23 protein-coding genes, 1 tRNA gene, 2 pseudogenes and 1 riboswitch are annotated in these 24,855 nt (G+C 70.0%); of the genes and pseudogenes, 12 read left to right on the top strand and 14 right to left on the bottom strand.

The features are described 5' to 3' along the window. Positions 1 to 14 precede the first annotated feature (14 nt). Together AB0E98_RS25655 and AB0E98_RS25650 are read left to right on the top strand one after the other, a co-directional pair. Positions 15 to 1,235 carry an acetyl-CoA C-acetyltransferase gene (locus AB0E98_RS25655; protein ID WP_361706714.1) on the top strand — a complete coding sequence of 407 codons (1,221 nt, stop codon included), beginning with the start codon at positions 15 to 17 and terminating at the stop codon, positions 1,233 to 1,235. A gap of 366 nt (positions 1,236 to 1,601) precedes the next feature. Next, positions 1,602 to 2,435: a hypothetical protein gene (locus AB0E98_RS25650; protein WP_361706712.1), complete on the top strand. Its 834-nt coding sequence runs from the start codon at positions 1,602 to 1,604 to the stop codon at positions 2,433 to 2,435. Positions 2,436 to 2,465: 30 nt separating this feature from the next. Here AB0E98_RS25650 and AB0E98_RS25645 read toward each other — a convergent pair whose 3' ends face one another. Beyond that, positions 2,466 to 2,792: a hypothetical protein gene (locus AB0E98_RS25645; protein ID WP_311608575.1), complete on the bottom strand. Its 327-nt coding sequence runs from the start codon at positions 2,790 to 2,792 to the stop codon at positions 2,466 to 2,468. A gap of 98 nt (positions 2,793 to 2,890) precedes the next feature. Here AB0E98_RS25645 and AB0E98_RS25640 point away from each other — a divergent pair, with 98 nt between their 5' ends. Next, entirely contained in the window at positions 2,891 to 3,121 is a 231-nt protein-coding gene (locus AB0E98_RS25640; RefSeq protein ID WP_361706710.1) for a DUF4287 domain-containing protein, read from the top strand. 96 nt (positions 3,122 to 3,217) lie between these two features. Here AB0E98_RS25640 and AB0E98_RS25635 read toward each other — a convergent pair whose 3' ends face one another. Further along, complete coding sequence (locus tag AB0E98_RS25635) at positions 3,218 to 4,108, bottom strand: Bax inhibitor-1/YccA family protein (RefSeq protein ID WP_361706708.1); 891 nt, start codon at positions 4,106 to 4,108, stop codon at positions 3,218 to 3,220. A 232-nt stretch (positions 4,109 to 4,340) separates the two neighbouring features. After that, positions 4,341 to 4,423, bottom strand: a tRNA-Leu gene (locus AB0E98_RS25630). 435 nt (positions 4,424 to 4,858) lie between these two features. Between AB0E98_RS25630 and AB0E98_RS25625 the strand changes: the two genes are divergently transcribed. Both AB0E98_RS25625 and AB0E98_RS25620 read left to right on the top strand, forming a co-directional pair. Beyond that, positions 4,859 to 5,632: an ABC transporter ATP-binding protein gene (locus tag AB0E98_RS25625; RefSeq protein ID WP_361706866.1), complete on the top strand. Its 774-nt coding sequence runs from the start codon at positions 4,859 to 4,861 to the stop codon at positions 5,630 to 5,632. 34 nt (positions 5,633 to 5,666) lie between these two features. Continuing rightward, positions 5,667 to 8,186 carry an FtsX-like permease family protein gene (locus AB0E98_RS25620; RefSeq protein ID WP_361706706.1) on the top strand — a complete coding sequence of 840 codons (2,520 nt, stop codon included), beginning with the start codon at positions 5,667 to 5,669 and terminating at the stop codon, positions 8,184 to 8,186. Between the two features lie 73 nt (positions 8,187 to 8,259). Here AB0E98_RS25620 and AB0E98_RS25615 read toward each other — a convergent pair whose 3' ends face one another. The 4 genes and pseudogenes from AB0E98_RS25615 to AB0E98_RS25600 all read right to left on the bottom strand — a co-directional run bounded on the left by AB0E98_RS25615 (position 8,260) and on the right by AB0E98_RS25600 (position 11,920). After that, positions 8,260 to 9,570: a class I SAM-dependent methyltransferase gene (locus AB0E98_RS25615; RefSeq protein ID WP_361706703.1), complete on the bottom strand. Its 1,311-nt coding sequence runs from the start codon at positions 9,568 to 9,570 to the stop codon at positions 8,260 to 8,262. A 179-nt stretch (positions 9,571 to 9,749) separates the two neighbouring features. Next, entirely contained in the window at positions 9,750 to 11,126 is a 1,377-nt protein-coding gene (locus AB0E98_RS25610) for an NAD(P)/FAD-dependent oxidoreductase (RefSeq protein ID WP_361706700.1), read from the bottom strand. Positions 11,127 to 11,594: 468 nt separating this feature from the next. Then, a pseudogene (locus AB0E98_RS25605) lies at positions 11,595 to 11,789 on the bottom strand (DUF397 domain-containing protein); the annotation flags it as partial. After that, positions 11,786 to 11,920 carry a hypothetical protein gene (locus tag AB0E98_RS25600; RefSeq protein ID WP_361706865.1) on the bottom strand — a complete coding sequence of 45 codons (135 nt, stop codon included), beginning with the start codon at positions 11,918 to 11,920 and terminating at the stop codon, positions 11,786 to 11,788. The pseudogene AB0E98_RS25605 and the gene AB0E98_RS25600, both read right to left, overlap by 4 nt. Here AB0E98_RS25600 and AB0E98_RS25595 point away from each other — a divergent pair. From AB0E98_RS25595 to tgmC, 7 genes and pseudogenes are all read left to right on the top strand, one after another. Continuing rightward, positions 11,873 to 12,049 carry a hypothetical protein gene (locus AB0E98_RS25595; RefSeq protein ID WP_361706879.1) on the top strand — a complete coding sequence of 59 codons (177 nt, stop codon included), beginning with the start codon at positions 11,873 to 11,875 and terminating at the stop codon, positions 12,047 to 12,049. The genes AB0E98_RS25600 and AB0E98_RS25595 overlap by 48 nt on opposite strands. Before the next feature lie 15 nt (positions 12,050 to 12,064). After that, on the top strand, positions 12,065 to 13,276 hold the full coding sequence (locus AB0E98_RS25590; RefSeq protein ID WP_361706862.1) for a helix-turn-helix transcriptional regulator: 1,212 nt from the start codon (positions 12,065 to 12,067) through the stop codon (positions 13,274 to 13,276). Between the two features lie 94 nt (positions 13,277 to 13,370). Then, a complete protein-coding gene (locus tag AB0E98_RS25585; RefSeq protein ID WP_361706698.1) occupies positions 13,371 to 13,841 on the top strand; it encodes a hypothetical protein in 471 nt (156 codons plus the stop codon). After that, a complete protein-coding gene (locus AB0E98_RS25580; RefSeq protein ID WP_361706696.1) occupies positions 13,838 to 14,134 on the top strand; it encodes a hypothetical protein in 297 nt (98 codons plus the stop codon). Before AB0E98_RS25585 ends, AB0E98_RS25580 begins: the two co-directional genes overlap by 4 nt. Before the next feature lie 561 nt (positions 14,135 to 14,695). Next, positions 14,696 to 15,880: a protein-L-isoaspartate(D-aspartate) O-methyltransferase gene (locus AB0E98_RS25575; protein ID WP_361706693.1), complete on the top strand. Its 1,185-nt coding sequence runs from the start codon at positions 14,696 to 14,698 to the stop codon at positions 15,878 to 15,880. Between the two features lie 55 nt (positions 15,881 to 15,935). Next, positions 15,936 to 16,196: pseudogene (locus AB0E98_RS25570) on the top strand (ATP-grasp ribosomal peptide maturase); the annotation flags it as partial. Further along, the gene (gene tgmC, locus AB0E98_RS25565; protein ID WP_361706691.1) at positions 16,180 to 17,394 is read left to right on the top strand and encodes an ATP-grasp peptide maturase system methyltransferase; all 1,215 of its coding nucleotides are present in this window, start codon (positions 16,180 to 16,182) and stop codon (positions 17,392 to 17,394) included. The pseudogene AB0E98_RS25570 and the gene tgmC, both read left to right, overlap by 17 nt. Before the next feature lie 103 nt (positions 17,395 to 17,497). Here tgmC and AB0E98_RS25560 read toward each other — a convergent pair whose 3' ends face one another. From AB0E98_RS25560 to AB0E98_RS25530, 7 genes are all read right to left on the bottom strand, one after another. Continuing rightward, positions 17,498 to 18,439 carry a Ppx/GppA phosphatase family protein gene (locus AB0E98_RS25560; RefSeq protein ID WP_361706688.1) on the bottom strand — a complete coding sequence of 314 codons (942 nt, stop codon included), beginning with the start codon at positions 18,437 to 18,439 and terminating at the stop codon, positions 17,498 to 17,500. Then, positions 18,436 to 18,972 (bottom strand): DUF501 domain-containing protein, encoded by a 537-nt coding sequence (locus AB0E98_RS25555; protein WP_311608584.1) that lies wholly within the window; start codon positions 18,970 to 18,972, stop codon positions 18,436 to 18,438. Before AB0E98_RS25555 ends, AB0E98_RS25560 begins: the two co-directional genes overlap by 4 nt. Positions 18,973 to 19,038: 66 nt before the next feature. Beyond that, positions 19,039 to 19,509, bottom strand: coding sequence for a septum formation initiator family protein (locus tag AB0E98_RS25550; RefSeq protein WP_361706685.1), 471 nt, complete (start codon positions 19,507 to 19,509; stop codon positions 19,039 to 19,041). A 138-nt stretch (positions 19,510 to 19,647) separates the two neighbouring features. Next, positions 19,648 to 20,928, bottom strand: coding sequence for a phosphopyruvate hydratase (gene eno, locus AB0E98_RS25545; RefSeq protein ID WP_361706683.1), 1,281 nt, complete (start codon positions 20,926 to 20,928; stop codon positions 19,648 to 19,650). A gap of 262 nt (positions 20,929 to 21,190) precedes the next feature. Next, entirely contained in the window at positions 21,191 to 21,937 is a 747-nt protein-coding gene (locus AB0E98_RS25540; RefSeq protein WP_361706681.1) for a transglycosylase family protein, read from the bottom strand. Positions 21,938 to 21,941: 4 nt separating this feature from the next. Next, positions 21,942 to 22,124, bottom strand: a riboswitch (cyclic di-AMP (ydaO/yuaA leader). Positions 22,125 to 22,383: 259 nt separating this feature from the next. Further along, positions 22,384 to 23,454, bottom strand: coding sequence for a transglycosylase family protein (locus AB0E98_RS25535; protein WP_361706678.1), 1,071 nt, complete (start codon positions 23,452 to 23,454; stop codon positions 22,384 to 22,386). A 117-nt stretch (positions 23,455 to 23,571) separates the two neighbouring features. After that, on the bottom strand, positions 23,572 to 24,828 hold the full coding sequence (locus tag AB0E98_RS25530) for a cytochrome P450 (RefSeq protein ID WP_361706675.1): 1,257 nt from the start codon (positions 24,826 to 24,828) through the stop codon (positions 23,572 to 23,574). Positions 24,829 to 24,855 lie beyond the last annotated feature (27 nt).

Below are 24,855 nucleotides of genomic sequence, written 5' to 3'. Positions count from 1 at the left end.
ACTGGAGCCGTGTGATGCCCGAAGCCGTGATCGTCTCTACCGCCCGCTCCCCCATCGGTCGCGCCTTCAAGGGCTCCCTGAAGGAGCTGCGGCCCGACGACCTCACCGCCACGATCATCCAGGCCGCGCTCGCGAAGGTCCCCGGGCTCGACCCGCGCGACATCGACGACCTGATGCTCGGCTGCGGCCTCCCCGGCGGCGAGCAGGGCCACAACCTGGGCCGCATCGTGGCCGTACAGATGGGCATGGACCATCTGCCCGCCACCACGATCACCCGCTACTGCGCCTCGTCCCTCCAGACCTCCCGGATGGCGCTCCACGCCATCAAGGCCGGCGAGGGCGACGTCTTCATCTCGGCGGGCGTCGAGATGGTCTCCCGGTCCGTCAACGGCTCCTCCGACGGCATGCCCGGCACCCACAACCCGCTCTTCGCCGACGCCGAGGCCCGTACGGCCGCCCGCGCCGAGCAGGGCGGCGAGGGCTGGCACGACCCGCGCGAGGACGGCCTGGTCCCGGACGCGTACATCGCGATGGGCCAGACCGCCGAGAACCTGGCCCGCCTCAAGGGCGTCACCCGCGAGGACATGGACGAGTTCGGCGTCCGCTCGCAGAACCTCGCCGAGGAGGCCATCAAGAAGGGCTTCTGGGAGCGCGAGATCACCCCGGTGACGCTGCCCGACGGCACGGTCGTCTCGACGGACGACGGCCCGCGCGCGGGCGTCACCCTGGAGGGCGTCGCGGGCCTCAAGCCCGCCTTCCGCCCCGACGGCCTGATCACGGCGGCCAACTGCTGCCCGCTCAACGACGGCGCCGCCGCCCTGGTGATCATGTCCGACACCAAGGCGCGCGAGCTGGGCCTGACCCCGCTGGCCCGGATCGTCTCGACGGGCGTCTCCGCGCTCTCCCCCGAGATCATGGGCTACGGCCCGGTGGAGGCCAGCGAGCAGGCCCTGCGCCGGGCGGGGCTGACCATCGGCGACATCGACCTGGTCGAGATCAACGAGGCGTTCGCCGCGCAGGTCATCCCCTCCTACCGCGACCTGGGCATCGACATCGACAAGCTCAACGTCAACGGCGGCGCCATCGCCATCGGCCACCCCTTCGGCATGACGGGCGCCCGCATCACCGGCACGCTCATCAACTCGCTCCAGTTCCACGACAAGCAGTTCGGCCTGGAGACGATGTGCGTGGGCGGCGGCCAGGGCATGGCCATGGTGATCGAGCGGCTGAGCTGAGCCGCGGCGGAGGGCAGGGGTCGCCCGGCCCGATCGACGTGCGGCTCCACCGCGTGGCGAGGGCGGCACCTGCCCGGAGCGGAGGCGAAGCCCAGCGCGGCCAAAAGCACGAGCGGCTGAGCCAATCGGCAAGCGGCATCTGCCAATAGCAACGTTCGGCCACCTTGCCGGAACGTGACCGAATCTCCCCCAGGATGTGACCAACATCCCGGGGGAGATTCGTTTCCCCAGGTCAGGGTGGTTGAAGGAACAACGTCCGGGCCCTTGGTCCCGTCCGTTTACTGACGTTTTGCACTGTGGACCTCCAGAAGCATGCGCGAAGCTGAGGTAGGAATTCGGGGGATCCAAGCAACCGGGAGTACGTCAGTGAGCGCCATGTCCCTTGCCCTGCTGCTGGGCGCTGCCGCCGCCACGGCCGCGGGCGCCGCCGCCCTGCACAGCACTCGCGGTCTGCGCCGGCAGATCACCGCCCTGCGCGAGGAACTGGCCGCGGCCACGGCCGGCGCCGCCGAGCGCGGTGCCGTACCCGCCGCCCGTACCGCCCCCGTCGCGGAGCTCTCCGAGATACGCGCGGCCGTCGCCGACGCGCTCGCCGAGGAGCGGGAGCGCGAGCTGGCCGAGGCCCGGGCGTTCTGGGCCGCCCAGGAGGCCCGCGACCTGGCCGGGGCCGGCGACGCGCCCTCCCTGCCGGTGATCCTGCCCGGCCTCGACGACGCCCTGTTCCTGCCCCGCCAGGCCGACCTCGCCGGGCTGGACGTCGCTGGGCTGGACCTCGCCGGACTGGACCCGCTGGCCGACCTCGAGCCGCTCGAATCGGAGGCCGCGGACTCCCCCGAGCTGGCGGCGGCCCGCCGCCGCCATCCCTCGCACCCCGACTTCACCCCCATGGCCTCGTCCGTCACCGACCACGAGCGCACGGTCGAGCGCCTCACCGAGCTCGCCGACGACGGCGTGCCGCTCACGGATGTCCGCCCCGGCCCGCTGGGCACCCTCGACGTCTATGTCTTCGCCGACGGCACCACGATCTGCATGACCCCCGGGCACCGCGAGACCGCCGAGCGCCTCGCCGAGGCCCTGCGGGCCGGCGACGCGCCCGTCCTGCTGGGCGGCTCCGGGGTCTCCGGCGCCTACGCCCTGACCTTCGACTGCGCGTCGGGCACGGTCTACGTCCTGGCCGACCGCGTCATCGCGTCGCTGTAGCCGGGACGCCGCCTCCCGGCGGCCCGGCGGTCACAGCCCGCAGCGCCCCGCGGCCTCCTCGATCAGTCCCACGGCCCGGGTCACCCCTTCGGCGACCCCTCCGGAGGCGAGCAGCGCTTCGGCCAAATCATGGCCGGCCACCGCCACTTGATCGGCCACCGCGAAGATCCCGGCGTCCGGCATCTCCCGTACCGCCGGGGCGTCCGGCTCCTCGATCCGCTGGGTCCAGGCGGCCAGCTCCCGGGCCAGGGCCAGCGCTTCCGCCGCCGCGCCCCGGCTCAGCCGGGACTGGGGCAGGGTCCGCAGCCGGTCGGCGAAGGTGTCCACGGCGGCCAGAAGAGGTGTCACGTCATCCACGCCATGAGACTATGCGCCGCCCGCCGACTGTTGCCAACGCTTGAACACTCGGGCACGGTGACATGAAGGACCATCATTCGACGCGTCCGGAGGCGCCGATGTCCCACGTCTTCTCCGCCGAGACCCACCGGAACCTGCTCTCCCGAATCCCCCAGTGCACCGGCCGCGAAGTGGCGGACTGGCTGCGCACGGTCGAAGAAGGCCCCTCCCTGTTCCGTTTCGAGGAGAAGGTCAGCTGGCTGCGCGGCGAGCACAATCTCGCCTACGGCCACGCGAAGGCCATCGTCCACGAGTACGACCTCCGCCGAGCGGCGCGAAAGCTGGGCTGAGCCACGCGCCACGCGTGAACGGAACAGGCCCGGGAAGGCGTCGCCTTCCCGGGCCTGTCATGCCATGGATATATCCAGATATACCCACGCGGATGTTTAGTCGTTGTTCAGGATCGCGATGATCCGGAGAATCTCCGTGTAGATCCAGACGAGCGACAGCGTCAGACCGAAGGCCGCCAGCCAGGACTCCTCGCGGGGAGCACCATAGGCCACGCCGTCCTCGATCTGCTTGAAGTCCAGCGCCAGGTAGGCCGCACCGAGCAGCACACCGACGACGCCGACCGCGATACCGAGACCACCGCTGCGGAAGCCCAGACCGTCACCGCCGCCGAAGACCGCGAACAGCGAGTTCGCGACCATCAGCAGAAGGAATCCGATCGAGGCGCCGATCACAAAGCGCGTGAAGCGCCGGTCGACCCGGATGATCCGGGTGCGGTAGGCGATCAGGACACCCGCGAAGACGGCCATCGTGCCGAGCACGGCCTGCATCGGGGCGCCGTAGGCGACCGCGTTGTAGTACTTGCTGATCACGCCGAGGAAGAGACCCTCGAAGGCCGCGTAGGCCAGGATCAGCGCCGGGGAGGGCTTGGCCTTGAACGACTGGACCAGGCCCAGCACCATGGCCACGAACGCGGCGCCGAAGCCCACGCCGACGGGCAGCGAGAGCGCCCAGGCGGCACCGGCCGCGACGATCACCGTGCCCAGCGTGATGCCGGTCCGCGTGACGACGTCGTCGATCGTCATCCGGCCGGCGGCCCGCGCCGGGGCCTGCGGGTGGCCCTGCTGGAGATCCGGCCCGCCCTGCGCGTACGGATTCGTCGCGTAGGGGTTGCTGGGCTGGGCGTACGGGTTCCCGGCGTACTGGTTGCTCGCGTACGGGTTCCCCTGGGACGCGGCCCCGGCCTGCGCCCCCGCGCCGAAGCCCGCGTAACCGCTGTTGTCGCGGCTGAACCCCCGTCGCGAGAAGACCGGGTTGCTGCTCCTCATCTCACTCCTCCGTGGCCACCCTGCGCGGCCTTGGCGTCAAGGGTAATGGGCTAGCAAAGGAAAGGCTCTCCTGCTACGGGACGATCTTTTCTCTGCCGGCCCCCGTACCCGACAACGCGATCCGGGGCCCACCGGTTCCGGGAGAACCACGAAATGCGGCACTCTTAACGCGATGCCGACGGCAATACGGCTCTCGTGAAGTGATCGCGAAGCGACTCGCGAAGTGATGAGGTGCCCGGAGCCGGACTTGAACCGGCACGGCCCTGAGGGCCAGCGAGGTTTAAGCTCGCCGTGTCTGCATTCCACCATCCGGGCGGGGGACTCTCGGGCAGCCCGGCGGTGAGGCGCGCGAGCCTCCCCTCAAGGAGAGCAGCACGAGCCTAGCCGTGGCGCGCCCCCCAAACAGCGGAACATGAACCCGAGGTTGTCTTATTTTATGGGCAACTGAGCCCCCATCAGCGCTGGGATGACGCCGTTGGCACATGCCAGGGGCCGATCTCCGCCGTTCACCACCCCGCCCCCACGGGCAACGGGAATTGTCGCAATCTCGTCGCCCTCGGTAAGGGTCTGTCTCCTACCCAGGGATGACAGGGCCCTCCCGGCATACCTCCGGAGGCTGTCCCGGGAACGGTAGCTACGGCTGATCCGGGCGGCCGAAGCGCGTCGGACCATGGTGTACATGCCCTGATTCCGTGGACGACGAGTCCCGGAGCCCGCCGTCCCGACAGGAGAGGCCCCACCGTGACCACCATGCCCTTCGGCGCCCCGACCGCCGTCCGCAGCACCGCTGTGGCAGCCCGCGCCACGGACCTGACCAAGGTCTACGGCCAGGGCGAGACCCAGGTGGTCGCCCTGGACGCCGTCTCCGTGGACTTCCGGCAGGCCGAGTTCACCGCGATCATGGGCCCCTCCGGCTCCGGCAAGTCCACGCTCATGCACTGCATGGCCGGCCTCGACAGCGTCTCGGGCGGCTCGGCCCGCATCGGCGACGTCGAGCTCACCGCGCTGAACGACAAGAAGCTCACGCGGCTGCGCCGCGACAAGATCGGCTTCATCTTCCAGGCCTTCAACCTGCTGCCGACGCTCACCGCCCTGGAGAACATCACGCTCCCCATGGACATCGCCGGACGCAAGCCCGACCAGCAGTGGCTGAACATGGTCGTCGACACCGTCGGCCTCTCCGGGCGCCTCAAGCACCGCCCGAACCAGCTCTCCGGCGGTCAGCAGCAGCGCGTCGCCGTGGCCCGCGCCCTCGCGGGCCGACCGGAGATCATGTTCGCCGACGAGCCCACCGGAAACCTCGACTCCCGCTCCGGCGCCGAGGTCCTCGGCTTCCTGCGCAACTCCGTGCGCGAGCTCGGCCAGACCGTCGTCATGGTCACCCACGACCCGGTCGCCGCCTCCTACGCGGACCGCGTGATCTTCCTGGCCGACGGCCGGATCGTCGACGACATGCGCGAGCCCACCGCCGACGGCGTCCTCGACCGCATGAAGCGGTTCGACGCCAAGGGCCGCACGAGCTGACCCCCGCCGGACTCGAACTTCAGGACTGAACCCCATGTTCCGCACCGCGCTGCGCAATGTGCTCGCGCACAAGGCCCGGCTGCTGATGACCGTCCTCGCCGTCATGCTCGGCGTGGCCTTCGTCTCCGGCACCCTGGTCTTCACCTCGACCATCTCCGACGCCTTCCAGAAGAGCTCCCAGAAGGGCTTCACGGGCGTCGACGTCGCCGTCCAGCCCCACAAGGAGAGCGGCGACAAGGGCGTCCCCGGCGCGGCCCCCCGGCTGACGCAGGACCTCCTCGACCGGGCCGCCAAGGTCCCCGGCGCCGCCTCCGCCACCGGCTCCGTCAGCGGCTTCGCGGCGATCGCCGACAAGAAGGGCAAGCTGATAGGCGAGGGCTTCTCCTCGTCCGGCGCCAACTACTACGCGGGCCAGGGCGGCAAGGACGCCCGCTACCCGATGAAGACCGGCCGCGCGCCCCAGGGCGCCGGCGAGATCGCCCTCGACGCGAAGACCGCCGACCGGGCCGGCTACAAGGTCGGCGACACCGTCCGCGTCTCCGTCGACGGCCCCGTGCTCCAGCAGAAGATCAGCGGCATCTTCACCACCGAGGACGGCAACGTCTCCGCCGGTGGCAGCCTCGCCCTGTTCGACACCGCCACCGCGCAGAAGCTCTACGGCAAGCCCGGCGCCTTCGACGAGATCGACGTCAAGGCCGCCGCGGGCACCTCGCAGACCGCGCTGAAGTCCTCGCTCGAGAAGATCCTCCCCAAGGACACCGAGGCCACCACCGGCAAGCAGCTCGCGGACGAGCAGAGCCGGATGATCTCCCAGTCCATGGACGGCATGCGGACCAGCCTGCTGGTCTTCGCGGGCATCGCCCTCTTCGTCGGCATCTTCATCATCGCCAACACCTTCACCATGCTGGTCGCCCAGCGCACCAAGGAACTGGCCCTGATGCGCGCCGTCGGCGCGAGCCGCCGCCAGGTCACCCGCTCGGTGCTCATCGAGGCGTTCGTCGTGGGCACGGTCGCCGGTGCGACCGGTCTGGTCGCGGGCATCGGCATCGGCGCCGGCCTGCGGTCGCTGATCGGCGGCACGGGCGCCACCATCCCGGACGGCCCGCTGGTCATCTCCCCCAGCACCGTCCTGGTCTCGATGGTCGTCGGCATCGTCGTCACCATGCTCGCCGCCTGGCTGCCCGGCCGCCGCGCCGCGAAGATCCCCCCGGTCGCCGCGATGAACAGCGTCCACGCCGTGGCCACCACCAAGTCCCTGGTCGTCCGCAACTCCATCGGCGGTGTCATCACCGCCCTCGGCGCCGCGATCGTCCTGACCGCCTCCAGCTCGACCATGATGGGCCTGGGCGCGGGCCTGGTCCTCATCGGCGTGTTCGTGCTGACGCCGCTGCTGTCCCGCCCGGTGATCGCCGCCTCGGCGCCGGTCCTGCGCCTCTTCGGGATGCCCGGCAAGCTCGCCCGGCAGAACGCGGTCCGCAACCCGCGCCGCACCGCCGCCACCGCCTCCGCGCTGATGATCGGCCTGACCCTGATCACCGGTCTGACCGTCATCGCCGGCAGCGTCCAGCAGGCCATCGACAAGATGGCCACGGGCTCCCTGAAGGCCGACTACGTCGTCTCCATGGCCAGCATGACCCCGCTGTCCACCGACGTGGAGAAGAAGCTCTCCACCCACCCGGACGTCGTCGCCTCCAGCCCGCTGCGCTCCTCCCCCGCCCGGATCGACGGCGAGCACCAGAGCCTCACGGGCGTCAACGGCAAGGACATGGGCAAGCTGACGAACCTCGACTTCACGTCGGGCTCGTTCGCCGCCCTCTCCGGTGACAAGGTCCTCGTGGACGACGCCACGGCCCGCACCAAGCACTGGAATCTCGGCTCCTCCTTCGACGTCACCTTCGAGGACGGCAAGAAGGGCAAGCTGACGGTCGGCGGCGTCTACAAGGGCAACGACCTGATGCGCGGCGTCTGGATCGACGCCCCGACCCTGGCCCCGCACCAGCAGCAGGTCGACGACCGCCAGGTGATGGTCAAGGTCAAGGGCGGCGCCGACGAGAAGGTCAAGGACTCCCTGGCCAAGGCCCTCGGCGACAACCCCGCCATCCAGATCCAGACCAAGCAGGACATCTCCGACGGCATCTCCAAGGCCATCGGCCTGCTGCTGAACATGCTCTACGGCCTGCTGGCCATGGCCGTGGTCGTCGCCGTCCTCGGCGTCATCAACACCCTGGCGATGTCCGTCTTCGAGCGTCAGCAGGAGATCGGCATGCTGCGCGCCATCGGCCTGGACCGCAAGGGCATCAAGCGGATGGTCCGCCTGGAGTCGCTGGTCATCTCGCTCTTCGGCGGTGTGATGGGAATCGGCCTGGGCGTCTTCTTCGGCTGGGCCGCGGGCGACCTCATCAAGAAGGGCCTGGACACCTACGAGCTGGTGCTCCCCTGGAGCCGGATGGGCGTCTTCCTGCTGCTGGCCGCGGTGGTCGGCGTGCTGGCCGCGCTGTGGCCCGCCCGCCGGGCGGCCAAGCTCAACATGCTGTCGGCCATCAAGGCCGAGTAGCGACAGCCGTATCCGCTGAAGAGAAGGGCCCGGTCCTCCCCCAGGACCGGGCCCTTCGCGTTGTCCCGCGGTCTCAGTTCCAGTCGCGGGTGCGCAGCGGCAGCCCGGGCTCCCCGGACTCGGGCGTGCGGATCGCCAGCACCTGGTTGACGCCGATGCGGTTGCGCTCGAAGGACAGCGCGCAGGCGGCCATGTAGAGCCGCCAGACGCGGGCGCGGCCCGGGGAGGTCAGCCGCACGGCCTCGTCCCAGTGGGCCTCCAGGTTGGCCACCCAGCTCCGCAGGGTGAGCGCGTAGTGCTCGCGCAGCGCCTCGACGTCCCGGACCTCGAAGCCCGCCTCCTCCAGCTGGGCCACGGTCCGCCCGACGGGGGCGAGCTCGCCGTCGGGGAAGACGTAGCGGTCGATGAACTCGTCGACGCGGTAGTCGCCCTCGTCCCGCAGCGGGCGGCGGGCGATCTGGTGGTTGAGCAGCCGGCCACCGGGCCGCAGCAGGGCGTACAGGTCGGCGGCGTACTCGGCGTAGCGCTCGGAGCCGACGTGCTCGGCCATGCCGATGGAGGAGACGGCGTCGAAGGGCCCGTCGGCGACCTCCCGGTAGTCCTGGACGCGCAGCTCTATGCGGTCCGCCAGTCCGGCTTCGGCGACGCGCTTGCGGGCGTAGGCGGCCTGCTCCTCGGAGAGGGTGACGGCGACGACGTCCGCGCCGTACTCGCGGGCGGCGTGGAGGGCCATCGAGCCCCAGCCGCAGCCGACGTCGAGCAGCCGCATTCCGGGTTTGAGCCCCAGCTTGCGGCAAACAAGGTCGAGCTTGGCGCGCTGGGCCGCCTCAAGAGTCGACCCGGGACTCTCCCAGTAGGCGCAGGAGTAGACCATGGAGGGGCCGAGGACGTGCTCGTAGAAAGCGTTGCCGACGTCGTAGTGGTGGCTGATGGCCTGCTTGTCGCGGCGCAGGGAGTGAAGGGGCCCGCTGCCCCGGCGGGCCTCCTCGGCGGGCGGCGCGGGCGGCGTCCAGGGCCCGGTGAGCTTCAGGAGCTCGCGTCCGGCGGCCCGGATCTCCGGGTCGCGCAGGGCCTTGAGTACGGCCGTGGGGCCGGTGGGGCGGTCCGCGTCCTCGTCGCGCTCCCAGAAGAACCCGGAGAGCAGGCTGAGGGCCTCGTAGAGATCGCCCTCGACGTCGAGGTCCCCGGCGACCCAGGCGCGGGCCAGGCCGAGCTCACCGGGCTTCCACAGCAGCCTGCGCAGGGCGCGCCGGCGCCGGACGATCAGTACGGGCGGGCCGGGCGGGCCGGACTCACTGCGGTCCCAGGCACGTACCCGGACCGGGAACGGGGCGCCCAGGGCGCGCTCCGCGAGCGCGGTGAGCCGTCGAGCGGCCTCGGCCATGTCGCACACCTCCATGATGAAGGGTCAGCAGATCGTTTCGCCTGACACCTGAAACACCGGCAGGTCGTGCTCTAGTCCTTCCCCGCGCGAGGGTTCAGGCCTCGTCCGGGTACGCCGAAGGGCGTCCACCCCACGGATAGGTGGACGCCCTTCGGCTGTCGTTCAGTTGTGACCGGGGGTCAGGAGGCCTTGGCCTTCTCGGTCTTGGCGGGGGCCTGCGGGGCCGGCTTGGCGGCCTCGTAGAACTCCTCGCGCGGGTTCTCCATGGCGCGCAGGGAGACGACCTCGCGCTTGAGGAACATGCCCAGGGTCCAGTCCGCGAAGATGCGGATCTTACGGTTCCAGGTCGGCATGGCCATGCCGTGGTAGCCACGGTGCATGTACCAGGCGAGACGGCCCTTGAGCTTGATCTTGGTCTTGCCCATGACGATCATCGCGACGCCCTTGTGGAGGCCGAGGCCGGCCACCGCGCCCTTGTTGGCGTGCGAGTACGTCTTCTGCGGGAAGCCGCGCATGCCGGACAGGACGTTGTCGCCGAGGACCTTGGCCTGGCGCAGCGCGTGCTGGGCGTTGGGCGGGCACCAGGCGTTCTCGTTGCCCGCCTTGCGGCCGACCATGTCCGGGACCTGGGCGTTGTCGCCCGCGGCCCAGATGTAGTCGGTGCCCTGGACCTGGAGGGTCTCGGAGGTGTCGACGTGGCCGCGCGGGCCCAGCGGCAGGCCGAAGCGGGCCAGGGCCGGGTTGGGCTTGACGCCCGCGGTCCACACGATCGTGTTGGAGTCGACCTCGAGGCCGTTCTTCAGCACGACGTGGCCGTCGACGCAGGAGTCCATGGAGGTCGAGAGGTAGATCTCGACGCCGCGGCTCTCCAGGTGCTTCTTGCCGTACTCGCCGAGCTTGGGGCCGACCTCCGGGAGGATCTTGTCGGCGGCGTCGACGAGGATGAAGCGCATGTCCTCGCGCTTCACGTTCGGGTAGTACTTGGCGGCGTCGCGCGCCATGTCCTCGACCTCGCCGATCGTCTCGGCGCCGGCGAAGCCACCACCGATGAAGACGAAGGTCAGCGCCTTGCGGCGGATCTCCTCGTCCTTCGTCGAGTCGGCCTTGTCGAGCTGCTCGAGAACGTGGTTGCGCAGGCCGATGGACTCCTCGATGCCCTTCATGCCGATGCCGTTCTCGGCGAGGCCGGGGATCGGGAAGGTGCGCGAGACGGCGCCCATCGCGATGACCAGGTAGTCGAAGGGCAGCTCGTACGCCTCGCCGACGAGCGGGGCGATCGTCGCGACCTTGCGGTCCTGGTCGATGGTGGTGACGCGGCCCGTGAGGACCTCCGCCTTGGGGAGCACACGTCGCAGCGGCACCACGACGTGGCGGGGGGAAATGCTGCCGGCGGCTGCTTCGGGAAGGAAGGGCTGGTACGTCATGTACGAGCGCGGGTCGACGACCGTGACGGTCGCCTCCGCGTACCGCATCTTCTTGAGGATGCGACGCGCCGCGTACAGGCCGACGTACCCACCGCCTACTACGAGGATCCGTGGACGCTCCGTGGTGCTCATGATTCGAGTATCCAGCACTCTCCCATGGGGTGCTCGTGAGCCCCTTCACAAGGCTCGAAAAGGGGTCTGCTACACTCCGCCGCCCCCGTGATGGACGCCATACCTCCGCAAGGGAACCGCAACGGGCGGACGGGCGTTGAGCACCCCCGCTGAACTGGCCTTGGGGCACGAACGGCGACTGGACCACGGTCCGGGCCGGGCCCGCATAAGGCTTCCTTTAACCCGGCCGAAACCGGCTGGTTTCCCACCGCCAAGGCCCCGGAGGGCCGGAAAGAGGGACCGAAGGCCCTCTTCCGACGCTCCGGAGCCGCTTTTTCATGTGAAGGATTTCACGAACATTTCCCGGCGGCCTGCCCGCGGGCCGTCCGGTACGTCCCTTAAGGCAGGCTCCGGGCGTTCCCTGCACGGCGCTCCACGCACCCTCGTCGGGGCCCCGCCGCAGCCTCGCCCGAGCCCGCCGCCGCGAACCGCCTCGACGAAACCGCGCATCTGCCTGCGGTCGAAGAGGAGCGCGGGCCCCGTGGGACGCTTGCTGTCCCGCACCGCGATCACTCTTTCCTCATCGCTCACGATGCCGACCTCGACACAGTCGGACACCGCCCCGGACGCGCTCGCCTTCCACCACTTCACGGGAAGTATCGAGGTGTCGACAACGTGTGTCATGCCGTCTTCCTTATCTCTGCGATGCGCTCGGCGGACGCCTCCGGCGTAAGCGCCGTAACGCTCAGCCGTTCGAAAGCGCTCTGATGCACGGCTACCTCCTGGCCGCCCTGGGTGTAAAGGCCGGACGTCAGGCTCTCGGTGTGAACGAGGTCGCCGGCGGCCTCGCCCGCGCCACCGGAAACCCTTTTGCGTTGTTGACGCTCGACCCGACCAGCCCCCGTGCACCGGCCTACCATCGGAACGACGCCGAGCTCTACTAACTCCCCGAGGTGAACGTGAGCAGCTGGGCCAATATGACCACCGGGGCGCGGATCAAGCACCTGCGCGGCTCCGATCTGACGCAGCAAGGGCTCGCCGAAGCTGCGGGCGTATCCCTTGCGTTGGTGCAGAAGGCCGAGCAGGATCGCGGCGAACTCTCGGTCGGTTCGCTTCTGAAACTCGCCAACGTCCTTAACACCGACGTGGGCACGATCTTGGGTCAGCAGGCACCGCGCCGCGGCATGACCCGAACGGACCGCGCCGCGCTGCGTCGGCTGTCCGATGCCGTACACGAAAGCGCCCTTGATGCATGGGAAGGCATTGACGACCCGAGCAGCGTCGCCGAGTTGGCCAGGGCGCGCGACCTCGCATGGTCGGCTTTCTGGAGCAGCAATACAGCAGACATCAGTACCTATGCCTCGAAAGTCCTCCTGGAGGGACAGGTGAGGTATGAATCCGCAACTGGTTCCGAACGGGAACAAGTTGGCCTCATCCTGGCCAGCACCTACCGCGTCGCCGCTTCCTGTTCGAATGGCTTCGGGCTCCGAGACCTCGCCCTAAGCGCGCTCACCTCAGCGAAGCGCCACGCCAAGGAGGTGGACGACCCGATCATGACGGCGCTGCTCGAGTCCACGCTGTCATGGATCTACCTGCGAGGCGCCAAGACGGCACGCTCGCAGGCAGTGGCCGAGCGCGCTGCACTCGCGGTCGAACCCTCCTTCAGGAAGGCCGACCGCCCCCGACTCATCGCATACGGACGCCTCATGATCTCCGCAGCCGTGGCCGCGTCACGCCGCGAGGACGAGACCGGCGCCGCCGACTACATTTCGCAGGCGCACGCCGCTGCCGCCCGCCTCGGCAGCGACGAAAAGCTTTGGGGAACCGCGTTCGGCCCCACCGCCGCGAAGACAGAAGCGGTCGGCATCCACGTCGCCCTCAAGAACTACGGGAAGGCGTTGAAACTCGCGAACCAAAAAGGCATGAGCGATATTCCGGCCCAAATGTCCAAGGTAGCGAGGAACAGGTACAAACTTGACATCGCCCTTGCCCAGTGCGCCGCAGGACTTTACGACCAAGCCGCAGACGTCCTCATCGAGGTTGGTCTCGACGCTCCCGAGTGGGTCCGACACCAAGCCCTCCCCGGCGTGATCGGTCAGCGGATCGCGAAGGTTTCCACGGCGAAGGTGCGACACATCAGCAACGTCATCGGTGTTCCCTTGATCGCGTAGGTGATACGGAGCGTGCGAGTTCTCGGCGATGATCTCGCCAAGTCGTACGCTCCGTCGCTTCACCAGCGGCTCCGCCAAGAGCACCATGCCCGTCATGCTCAGCAATCAGAGTCCCGAATCTCACGAGCCGCCGGGCGTGCGCCGAACCGAGCACGACCAGCAGCGCCGCCGCGCCCTGGCAGACGCGGCGGCCGGCTTTTCACCGTCAATCGGGCGGGTGAAGTGCCTCATCTATCTGTCCGGCAGCGATGGCGCCCTCACCCGGCAGGCACGCGACACGTGCGAGGAAGCGGCCGAAGCGTTCTGCTGGGAGGTTGTGGGCGTCATTGAAGAGGACGACGCCCAGCTCGCCCCCAGGGAGCGTGGCGGACTGGCACAAGCGCTCAGCCGCCTCTGCGAAGGCGAGATCGACGGCATCGTCACGGGCTGGCCCTCGATGATCTCAACCTCGGCCACCGAACGTAAGAGCGTCAAACACGAGGTCCGTCAGGCCGGCGGATTCCTGTACACCGCGAAGCTGGCGGACCCGGATGCTTCGGGCACCACCGCCGGGGGGACGGCGTGACGTCGAAGCCGGATCGCACCCCCCTGATCGGGCAGGTGGTGAACGACTTCGCCACAGGCCGTATCGGCAAGGTCATGGACAAGGTCGGGCCGCGCTACCAACTGCGCCGACTCGACGGTGGGCGTGAGTGGGAGGCGAAGGGCGACTCCCTCGAAGTCGTCACCCCGCTGCGATGCGACTACATCGCCAGGCTCAAGGCCGAGCGCAGGAAGGCGGTGGAGGAGGGTCGTACCGACGCCGCCCACTTTCTCACCGTGGCCATCTGTCGCCACCTGCGGGTGATGCACCCATGAGTTGGCTTTGGCGCCTTCTTCGTCGGGTTCGGCACATCGGACAACCGACGCCGCCGCGTTCGGAAACCTCCAAGGCGCCGTCAGTGCCCGCGCCACCGGCGAAACGCCTCACTTGGGCCGAAGCGGTCGGGCCGTTCTTCTCCCCGCCCTCCATGCCGCACCCGGAACTGCCGGCCGCTGTCCGCAGGCACTACGCACCCGTGATCTGCCCGGCATGCCAGGAGGCACGCATTCCGCGACAGACCACCCGATAAAGGCGACACGCCACCCCGGCCCCGGCCGTGCCCCTACGATCCGGGACCACGCACCCCCTCCCTAGACCCCTGTCCGGTCGCCACCTCACAACGGTGAGGACGGTCGGCGGCCGGGCAGGTGCAAGTGCCCATCCGACGAACGAGCGAAAGGGTACAAGGTGCATATTCAGTTCGTAACCGCCATTGACGGCGGGCGCGGCAAGGACGAAGGCGAGGGGGACGGATACCCCGGGCAACCGTGGACACCGCCGTCCGAGCCCCCGTCCCCCGACGGCGGTAGCCCCGAGGGAGACGGGGCCCACCGCAAGTGACGTCCAACCCGCAGGTGGAGCGCCCCAGCCGAAATGAGCTGGGGCGCGTCCTCTTTAAGACGAAGGCGATGTCGTCGGACTGGGCGCCGACCTTCGCCGCAGTGGATCGGGCCGCCTTCCTGCCCGATCTCATCTGGCCGTGGGACATGGAGACCGGTACGAGCGTCGCCGTCGACCGGACCACCGACCCTGACGGCTGGTACGCGGCTGTGGACAGCAACCAGCCCATCGTGACCCAGTGGGACGACGGCGAGCACTCCGGCACCGCGCCGGGGCGCGTGTCGACGAGCTCGTCGTCCGCGCCGTCCGTGAACTACGGGCTGTTTCAGGATCTGGGCGCGGACGAGGGCATGAACGTGCTGGACGTGGCCACCGGGACGGGTGAGACCGCCGGGGCCCTGTACCACCGCTGCGTGGGGTCACGGGGGCGCGGACGCGTCACCACGATCGAGATCGACCGCACGGTGTCCATGCGGGCCCGCGAGCGGCTGTGTGCGGCCGGGCTGTACCCGGACGTGGTCGAGGGCGATGGGTTCAAGGGCTACGCGGACCATGGACCGTACGACCGCGTCCTCGCCACCGTGGGACTCCGGGAGTCCCCGGGGGCGTGGCTGTCGCAGATCCGTAAGGGCGGGATCATCGTCGCCCCGTGGGGCACGCACTACAGCAATGCGGACGCCGTGCTCCGCCTGAGGGCAAACGGCGGAGTCGCGCTCGGCCACTTCACCCGCCCCGTGGAGTTCATGAAGATCCGGGCCCAGCGTTCGCCCCGCCGACCGCACGCGGAATACGTTCCGGCGGGCACGTTCGCCAAGGCGGACACCTCCACCACAGCGATTACCGAGTCCGAGTTCATCACCGGTCGGTACACCGCCCTCCCATTCGCCCTGGGTCTCCGTGTGCCGCACTGCGTTCAGGCCGTGGCCGACGCCCGTGACGGCGCGCGTCCCGTGTGGTTCTACGGGCTGGGTGACCGCTCCTGGGCCTGCGTGATGTTCCGGGAGGGGGAAGAGACACGCGTCTGGCAGTCGGGCCCGCGCCGACTGTGGGATGACGTGGAAGCCGCCTTCCGGTGGTGGCAGAAGCAGGGCAGACCCACGCATGACCGCTTCGGGCTCACCGTGACACCGGACGGGCAAGAGGCGTGGCTCGACACGCCAGGCGACTCCTGGCCGGTGTGAAGCAACCGTTCAGATCGTCGCTGAACCCGGAAGGAGCGCCACCGTGCGAGAGACCTGGGACACCGACTACAGCACCCACACGTACGCCCCTGTCACCCCACCGCCGGACGTCGAGCGGGCGCTCTTCGCCTACCTCCGGCACTTCGGGCTCGTCTTCGGCGCGTTCGACTTCGCCCTGGCCCCCTCCGGCGAGTGGACGTTCATCGAATGCAACCCCTCCGGGCAATGGGCATGGCTGGAACCCCCCACGGGCCTACCCATGACTGCGGCCCTAGCTGACCTTCTGGAACGAGGTACCCATGACGGCCGAACCTGACATCGACTCCATCGCCGCCGACCTGCGGTACAAGCTCACCGCGCGTCTCGCCGACGCAGGGCGGTTGCACTCGCCGCAATGGCGCGCCGCCGTCGAAGCGGTCCCCCGCCATGAGTTCGTCCGCCGCTTCTACCGGGAAACCGACGCCCCCGGGCTGACCACCTGGGCGCCCGTCACCCCCGAACTCTCCGGCGCTGAGGAATGGCTGCGGCAGGCATACGCCGACGACACCCTCATCACACAGTTCGACGGCCGCGAGATCGACTGGACAGACCCACAGCCGATCAGCGGCGCGCACCCGACGTCGTCCTCGACGCTGCCGGCCCTGGTCGTGACCATGCTGGAAGAACTCCACGTACACGACGGCATGAACGTGATGGAGATCGGCACCGGCACCGGCTACTCGACCGCCCTCATGTGCCACCGCCTCGGTGCCCGACAGGTCACCTCGATCGAGACCGACCCCGACATCGCCGCCCGCGCCCGCGACGCGCTCAACCGCTGCGGATACGCCCCACGCCTCATCGTCGGTGACGGCCTCGCCGGAGACCCCGGGGGCGCCCCGTACGACCGTACGATCGCCACCTGCGGCGTCCGTCACATCCCCCACGCATGGGTGCGGCAGACCCGCCCCGGCGGAATCGTCCTCACCACCCTCCGCGGCTGGATGCGCTCCCTCGGTCTCGTCCGCCTCACCGTCGGCCATGACGAACGCGCCGAGGGCCGGCTCGTTGCCGGCGACCCGAGTTTCATGATCGCCCGCCAGCAGGACGCACCCGAAAGCCTCGGCATGATCCCCGGGCCGGAAGCCGGCGTCTCACGCAGCACCCCGTACGGACCCGACACGCTGACCCGGCCCGGCAGCGGATTCGTGGCCCAGCTCGCCATGCCGGGCGCCCGATTCTTCACCATGCCGGCCGACGACGGCACGCCCTGCACGTACGTGCTGGACGACGAGTCGTTCGCCGTCCTTACCCCCAAGAGCGGCGACGAATGGCACGTCCGTCAGGGCGGCTCGGTCGCCCTGTGGGACGTACTGGAAGACTCGCTCGACACCTGGCGCGCTGCTGATTCCCCCATGCCGACGGAGTTCGGAGTCACTGTCACGGCAAAGGATCAGCGGGTGTGGCTCGGCTCGCCGGACGGTCCGAACTGGCGCCTGCCGATCCCGGCGGAGGACACGGACAGCTCCGCCTGATCAGACCGGCACCGACCGACACCGGCAGCCGATCGGCCCCGGCACCGCTCAAAGCGGTGCCGGGGCATCGGCGCAGGTCAGTGGCGCAGCTTCCGGGCGGTCGTCAGGCGACGCTCCACGCGATGCCGTCGAGGATGTCGTGCTCGCTCACGACGACCTCCTTGGCTCCCACACGCTCCATCACGCACTGAAGGATCAGCGCGCCCGCGGCGATCACATCGACCCGGCCGGGGTGGAGCACCGGGATCGCGGCGCGCTCCTCGTGAGTGGAGGCGAGCAGCCGGGCGGTGATCTCCCGGACCCGCTCCAGGGGGATCCGCGCGTGGTGGATGGCGGCGGAGTCGTACTCCGCCAGGCCGAGGGCGATGCCCGCGACGGTGGTGACGGAACCGGCCAGGCCCACGAGCGTGCGGGCCTCGGTGAGCGGGACGCTCTGCTCGGCGAGGTCCAGCGCGGCCTCGACGTCGGCCCGTATGGCGGCGATCCGGTCGGTGGCCGGCGGGTCGGACACCACGCCGTCCGTCACGAGATGACGCTCCGTCATCCGTACGCAGCCCACGTCCACGCTGCGCGCGGCCCGGACGTGCTCCTCGCCCACGACGAACTCCGTCGAGCCGCCGCCGATGTCCACGACGAGGAACGGCTTCGCGAGGTCGGCGCGGCCCGCGAGCTCCTTGGTGGCCCCGGTGAAGGAGAACTCGGCCTCCTGGTCACCGCTGATCACCTCGGGCTCCACGCCCAGGATGTCCTTGACGCCGCGCACGAACTCCTCGCGGTTGGAGACGTCCCGGGAGGCGGACGTCGCCACGAAGGACACCCGCTCGGCCTTGAGCTCGCGGATGACCTCGGCGTACTCGCGGCAGGCGGCGAAGGTGCGCTCCAGCGCCTCCGGCGCGAAGCGGCCCGTGCGGTCCACCCCCTGGCCGAGGCGGACGATCGTCATCCGGCGGTCGAGCTCGATGAGTTCGCCCGTGGCCGGGTCGGCGTCGGCCACCAGCAGCCGGATGGAGTTCGTACCGCAGTCGACGGCGGCGACACGGGTCACGCGCAGCCCTCCTCACCGGCGCACGGGTTCACGCACGGGCCCTTGCTCCACCACTCCGGGAGCAGGGCGATGGCCTCGTCGCCGAACGGGTTCACGCCCGGGCCGGCCGCCAGCGAGTGGCCGACGAGCACATGGAGGCACTTCACCCGGTCCGGCATGCCGCCGGCGCTGGGGAAGCCCTCCAGGACCTCGATGGCGTCGCGGCGCGCGATGTAGTCCTCGTGGGCGGCCCGGTAGGCGGCGGCCAGCTCCGGGTCGGTCGCCAGCCGGTCCTGCATCTCCTTCATCAGGCCGGAGCCCTCAAGGGTGCCGATCGCGCCCGCGGCGCGGGGGCAGGTCAGGTAGTAGAGGGTGGGGAACGGCGTGCCGTCCTCCAGGCGCGGCGCCGTCTCGACCACGTCGGGGTTGCCGCAGGGGCAGCGGTGCGCGATGGAGCGCAGTCCGCGCGGCGGGCGGCCCAGCTGCTCCTTGAACGCGGCGATGTCCGCGTCCGTCGGCTCGGTGGGCTCGGTCTTCGGAGGAGGCGTGTCCATGTGCTCGCTCGTGCTCGATCGGTCGTGTGCGTCGGTCGTGTGCGTACTAGGTGTGGGGATGCGCCGTCAGCGATGGCTGTCGGAGGCGTCCACATCGTCGAAGAGATTGCTGTACCAGGGCCGGTCGGCGGCGCCCTGGTCCTTGTGGCGCCCGCCGTCGGCGGTGCCGTCCACCACGGTGTATCCGGTCTCGCCGGGGCGTACGAAGTGGAGGTGCTCGCGCGCCAGCTGTTCCACGTACGCCGGGTCCTCCAGCCGGGCCTTCTCCTCGTGCAGCCGCTTGACCTCCTCGCGCGCCTGCTCCGTCCGGTGCCGCTGGTCGGAGATGTCCGAGCGCTGGGTGACCCACTGGCGCATGGGGTAGGCGAGGGCGACGACGAGCGAGCAGACGACGAGCGCGAGCAGGGCCGCGCGGCCGGTGAGCCGGGAGCGGCGCTGCGGGCGGGCGCGGTAGACCCGGGCCGCGGTCGGCCCCTGCACCAGCGCCGTGCCCAGCGCCTTGAGCCTGGTCGCGGTGGAGAACCGGTCCGCGCCCACGTCGCCTCCCCTGGAGAGTCCGTTACGAACGTACGTCCCCGGACACGGTACGGGACCGCGGCCGGGGACGTACGGAGACTGGCGAGAAGGTCAGCCCTTGAGGCTTACGGCCTCATCGCTCAGGCGAAGCGGGACGGCTCAGCCCTTGAAGCGCGGGAAGGCGCTGCGGCCGGCGTAGACCGCGGCGTCGTCGAGGATCTCCTCGATGCGCAGCAGCTGGTTGTACTTGGCGACGCGCTCGGAGCGGGCCGGGGCGCCGGTCTTGATCTGGCCGCAGTTGGTGGCGACGGCCAGGTCGGCGATGGTGACGTCCTCGGTCTCGCCGGAGCGGTGGGACATCATGCACTTGAAGCCGTTGCGCTGGGCCAGCTCGACGGCGTCCAGGGTCTCGGTCAGCGAGCCGATCTGGTTGACCTTGACCAGCAGGGCGTTGGCGGAGTTCTCCTCGATGCCGCGGGCGAGGCGCTCGGGGTTGGTGACGAACAGGTCGTCACCGACGAGCTGGACCTTGTCGCCGAGCTTCTCGGTGATGGTGTTCCAGCCGGCCCAGTCGTCCTCGAACAGCGGGTCCTCGATGGAGACGAGCGGGTACGCGGCGACGAGCTCCGCGTAGTACTCGGTCATCTCGGCCGCGGTGCGGTCCTTGCCCTCGAACTTGTAGACGCCGTCCTTGTAGAACTCGGAGGCGGCCACGTCCAGGGCGAGCGCGATGTCCTGGCCGGGGGTGTAACCGGCCTGCTTGATGGCCTCGAGGATGAGGTCGAGGGCCTCGCGGTTCGAGCCCAGGTTCGGGGCGAAGCCGCCCTCGTCGCCGAGACCGGTGGACAGGCCCTTGGCCTTCAGCACGGCCTTGAGGGTGTGGTAGACCTCGGTGCCCCAGCGCAGGGCCTCGGAGAAGGACTCCGCGCCGATCGGCGCGATCATGAACTCCTGGATGTCCACGTTGGAGTCGGCGTGCGAGCCGCCGTTCAGGATGTTCATCATCGGAACGGGCAGCAGGTGCGCGTTCGGGCCGCCGAGGTAGCGGAAGAGCGGCAGGTCGGACGCCTCGGAGGCGGCGTGCGCGACGGCAAGGGAGACGCCCAGGATGGCGTTGGCGCCCAGGGAGCCCTTGTTGTCGGTGGCGTCCAGGTCGAACATGGCCTGGTCGATCAGGCGCTGCTCGGTGGCGTCGTAGCCGACGAGCTCCGGGCCGATCTGCTCGATGACGGCGAGGACGGCCTTCTCGACACCCTTGCCGAGGTAGCGCTTGGGGTCACCGTCGCGGAGCTCGATGGCCTCGAAGGCGCCGGTGGAGGCGCCGGACGGTACGGCGGCACGGCCCGTGGAGCCGTCGTCGAGGCCGACCTCGACCTCGACCGTGGGGTTGCCTCGCGAGTCGAGGATCTCGCGAGCTACGACGACGTCGATGGACGGCACGAGGGTCTCCTTCGTGTGTGTCTGGAGTTCTGCACCACGAGCCTAACGGGCCCCGGAGCGTGCGCCCGCCCTTGCCCTGTCACCCGCGCCGAAAATTGGCACAAACGCCGAGATCCCCGGACGAATCGTCGGTGTGTTCGCTCAACAAGTGGTCGACAGAACGAGCGGAGCCCCGCTCCGATGCGGCTCGGGGGGAGGTCGCATCGGAGCGGGGCGGTCGCTCGGCCGGCCGGGGCCCGGTGGGGCCCCGGCCGGCCCTTGCTCAGCGCAGGTGGAGCTGCTGGCCCGGGAAGATCACGTCGGCGTCGGGCACGATCTTCTTGTTGAGCTCGTGCAGCTTCTGCCAGCCGCCCTGGACCTTCTGGGACGCGGCGATGGTGCCGAGGGTGTCGCCCTCCTTCACCTGGTACTCGCCGTCGCCCTTCTGAACGGTCCGCGGGGCGGTCTGCTTCGGCGCCGGGGCCTCGTCGTCGGAGTCGTCCGACTGCTGGACCGGCTTGCTGCTGTGCTTGCCCTGCGGCGCGGCCTCGCGCTTGCTGCGGTCGGCGTGGGCCTTGCCGTAGGCGCCGGAGGCGGACTTCGTGGACTTCTTCGCGACGTAACCGCCGTCGGAGTCGTCCGTGTCGACGTTCGCCTTGGCGCCGCCACTGGTCAGACCGCCGTAGCCGGCGCAGCCCCAGGCGCCCGGGCCCTGCATGGCGAGCAGGCGCTCGGCGGTGGCGATCTGCTGGGACTTGGTGGCCAGGTCGGCGCGCGGGGCGTACTGCCCGCCGCCGGCGGCCTTCCAGGAGGACGTCGAGAACTGCAGGCCACCGTAGTAGCCGTTACCGGTGTTGATGTGCCAGTTCCCGCTGGACTCGCACTCGGCGACCTTGTCCCACGTGGAGACGGAGGCGGCGTTGGCGGAGGTCGCGACCATCAGAGGGGCTGCGACAGCCGCGCCGGTGACGCCGGCGAGCGTGACGATGCGGACGGCCTTGGACGGACGACGGTGCTTGCCCTTGGACATGAGTCGGTTTCCTCACCGACGCCTACGAGGTGAGCTGTCGGGTTCGGGCTGTGAGTTCGCCCGGCCCGGTGCGCTTTCGCGTTCCGGGCTTCACCCCGAGCCGTCCCGCTCCTTCGGCCATTGGCCTTGGGACCGTTACGGCGACTTACCTTGGTTCCCCCGCTCCTGCCTACGGCGCTTGCGCGACGACTCCCCCGGCCGCCGGCAGGATTCGGCGTGCGGCCGTGGTGCTCGCGGTGGCGAGCGGTGACGACGGTAATCACAGGCGGCCGACGGGTTCAAACCCCACTTTTCAGCCACCGACGGCCGGAGTCAGCCCCAGAAACTTGACGTTTCCGCAGGTGAGAGGCCATTCGAGCAAATCGGATTTGAGGCATCCGACGGGTCGTCAACGAGACCCATGTCTCACTTTCGACTGGAACGGACATTCGCCTCGAACCGGAGCGCTACTGCTTGATGTCAAGCCGCTGACCAGGACGGATAAGGTCCGGATCAGAACCGACTGCTTTTTCGTTCTTCTGATACAGCGTCTGCCAGCCTCCGGCGACCGAGTGTTGCTCGGCGATCGCTGACAGGTTGTCACCGGGCCGCACGGTGTAGTCGTTCGCGGCGGGCAGATCCGTCCGGCCCTCGCCGCCCCGGGAGGGCCGCTGAGCATCGCCGGAGGGCGACGGGTCGGCACGGTGGCGGCCCGTTCCGGAAGGCGTTCCGGCATCACCGGGAAGCGGCGAAGCGGAAGGCGAGGATCCCGTTCCAGGGGTGTCCGAGGGCGTGTTCGCCGGGGTGTTCGAGGGGCTGCCGACCGGTGCGGTCGGGATGGCGGTCGGATCGGCCGACGCGCCGGGGGTCGTACCCGTCGTCGGCTGCCCCGACGGGTCCTTGCGGTGCTTGCCCGGGGAGGTGTCCGGGGACGGGCTCGTGGAAGCGGACGGGGTGCCGGAGGAGCCCGGCGTGGGCGAACCGGACGAGCCGGGCGCGGGCTTGGGCGACCCGGAGGACGGGGCGGACGGCGCGGGCGACGTGCGCTCGGGAGCGGGCTGGTTGCCGCGCCCGGGCGTGCGCGGGCGGCCGGCCTCCGGCGCGGCGGAGGACGACCCGTCGCCCGGGTCCACCTCCGGCGCCTTGTCCTCGCCCTGGGCCGCCTCGCCGGCCAGGCCCGAACTCACCGCGCAGCTGCGCCAGGTGTCGGCGCCCTCCGCCTTGAGGATCCGCTCGGCCACGGCTATCTGCTGGGACCGGCTGGCCAGGTCGGGGCGCGGCGCGTACGCGATGCCGCCGTTCTGCTCCCACATCCGCTGGGTCATCTGGAGACCGCCGTGGAGGCCGTTGCCGTTGTTGGCGCTCCACATCCCTCCGCTCTCGCACTGGGCGACCTTGTCCCAGGTGCCCGCGTCCGCCGCGACGGCGGATCCCGACGCCAGCAGCGGCAGGGCCGCGCTGGCGCCGGTCACCCCGACGGCGAGCACGATGGCGGGTGCCTGGCGGGGGCGGCGATGTCTACCGGTTCCTGAGCGCATGTGTGGGCCTCTCGTGTGGGCGGCGTCCGGTTGGTCGCAGACCATAGCGACGGCTTCCGGGAGTCACAAGCCGGTGTAGCGGAGGTCACGCGCCGATAAACGCCGATTGACCGGGCGTCACACGAGGGGGCTTTTGGGCGTGAACTCCACGGGCAAAGTGCGCAATCCACGCATGATCAGGCCGCCGCGCCAGCGCAGGTCCCCGGGTTCGGCGGCGAGGGAGAGATCGGGCAGCCGGCGCAGCAGCGTCGCGATCGCGGCCTGGCCCTCCAGACGGGCCAGGGGCGCGCCGAGGCAGTAATGGATGCCGTGCCCGTAGCCCAGATGCTGGTTGTCGCGCCGGGACAGATCAAGGGTGTCGGGGTCGGTGAAACGCTCGGGATCGCGGTCGGCGGCGGCCAGGACGACCAGCACGGGATCGCCCTCGGCGATGCGCTGCCCGCCGATGGTCAGGTCCTGGGTGGCGAACCGCCAGGTGGCGAGCTCCACCGGGCCGTCGTAGCGCAGGAGTTCCTCGATGCCGGTGGCGAGGAGGCTCTCGTCGCCGTCGGCCAGGGCGTTTTGGAGCCTTTCGCGCTGATCCGGGTGGCGCAGCAGCGCGTAGGTTCCGTTACCGATCAGGTTCACAGTTGTTTCAAAACCGGCGAACAACAGGATGAAGGCCATCGCCGCGGCCTCGTTCTCCGTGAGGTGCTCGCCGTGGTCGCTCGCCCGGATGAGACCGGAGATGAGGTCCTCCCCGAGGTCCTCCCGCTTCCGGTGGATCAGCTCCGCGAGATACGTCCGCATCTTCTTGACCGAGCGGGCCACTCCGCCGCGTGGCCCGCCGCCGTGGCGGATCATCATCCCCGCCCAGTCCCGGAAGTCGTCCTGGTCCTCGCGGGGGACGCCGAGCATGTCGCAGATGGCGTAGATGGGGAGGGGGAAGGCGAACTCGTGGATGAGGTCGGCCTCCCCCTTCTCCACGAAGCCGTCGATCAGCTGGTCGGTGAGCTCCTGGACGCGGGGCGCGAACTCCGCGACCCGGCGCGGGGTGAACGCCTTGGACACCAGCCGGCGCAGCCGGGTGTGGTCCGGCGGGTCGATATTGAGCAGGTGCGTCATCAGATTGGCGCTGCGCTCGCCGGGGATGCCCACCTTTCCCTTGCCGTGGGCGCTCTCGGAGTGGTGCACGGGATTCTTCGACAGCCGCTGGTCGGCGAGCGCCTGCCGGGCGTCGGCGTAACGGGTGACCAGCCAGGCCTCGACGCCGCTGGGGAGCTCGGTGCGGTGCACCGGCGCGTGTTCGCGCAGCCAGGCGTACGCCGGGTAGGGGTCGGAGGCGAATTCCCAGGTGAAGAGGGGTGGGGCGGGGGGCGTGTGATTCTCGTGCACGCCCCGACGCTACCTACCCGGCGCCAG

The organism is Streptomyces sp. NPDC037389 (assembly GCF_040636475.1).
GTDB lineage: Bacteria > Actinomycetota > Actinomycetes > Streptomycetales > Streptomycetaceae > Streptomyces > Streptomyces hesseae.
The sequence above is the reverse complement of the archived record's forward strand: the minus strand, read 5'-3'. Positions and strand labels throughout refer to the sequence as shown.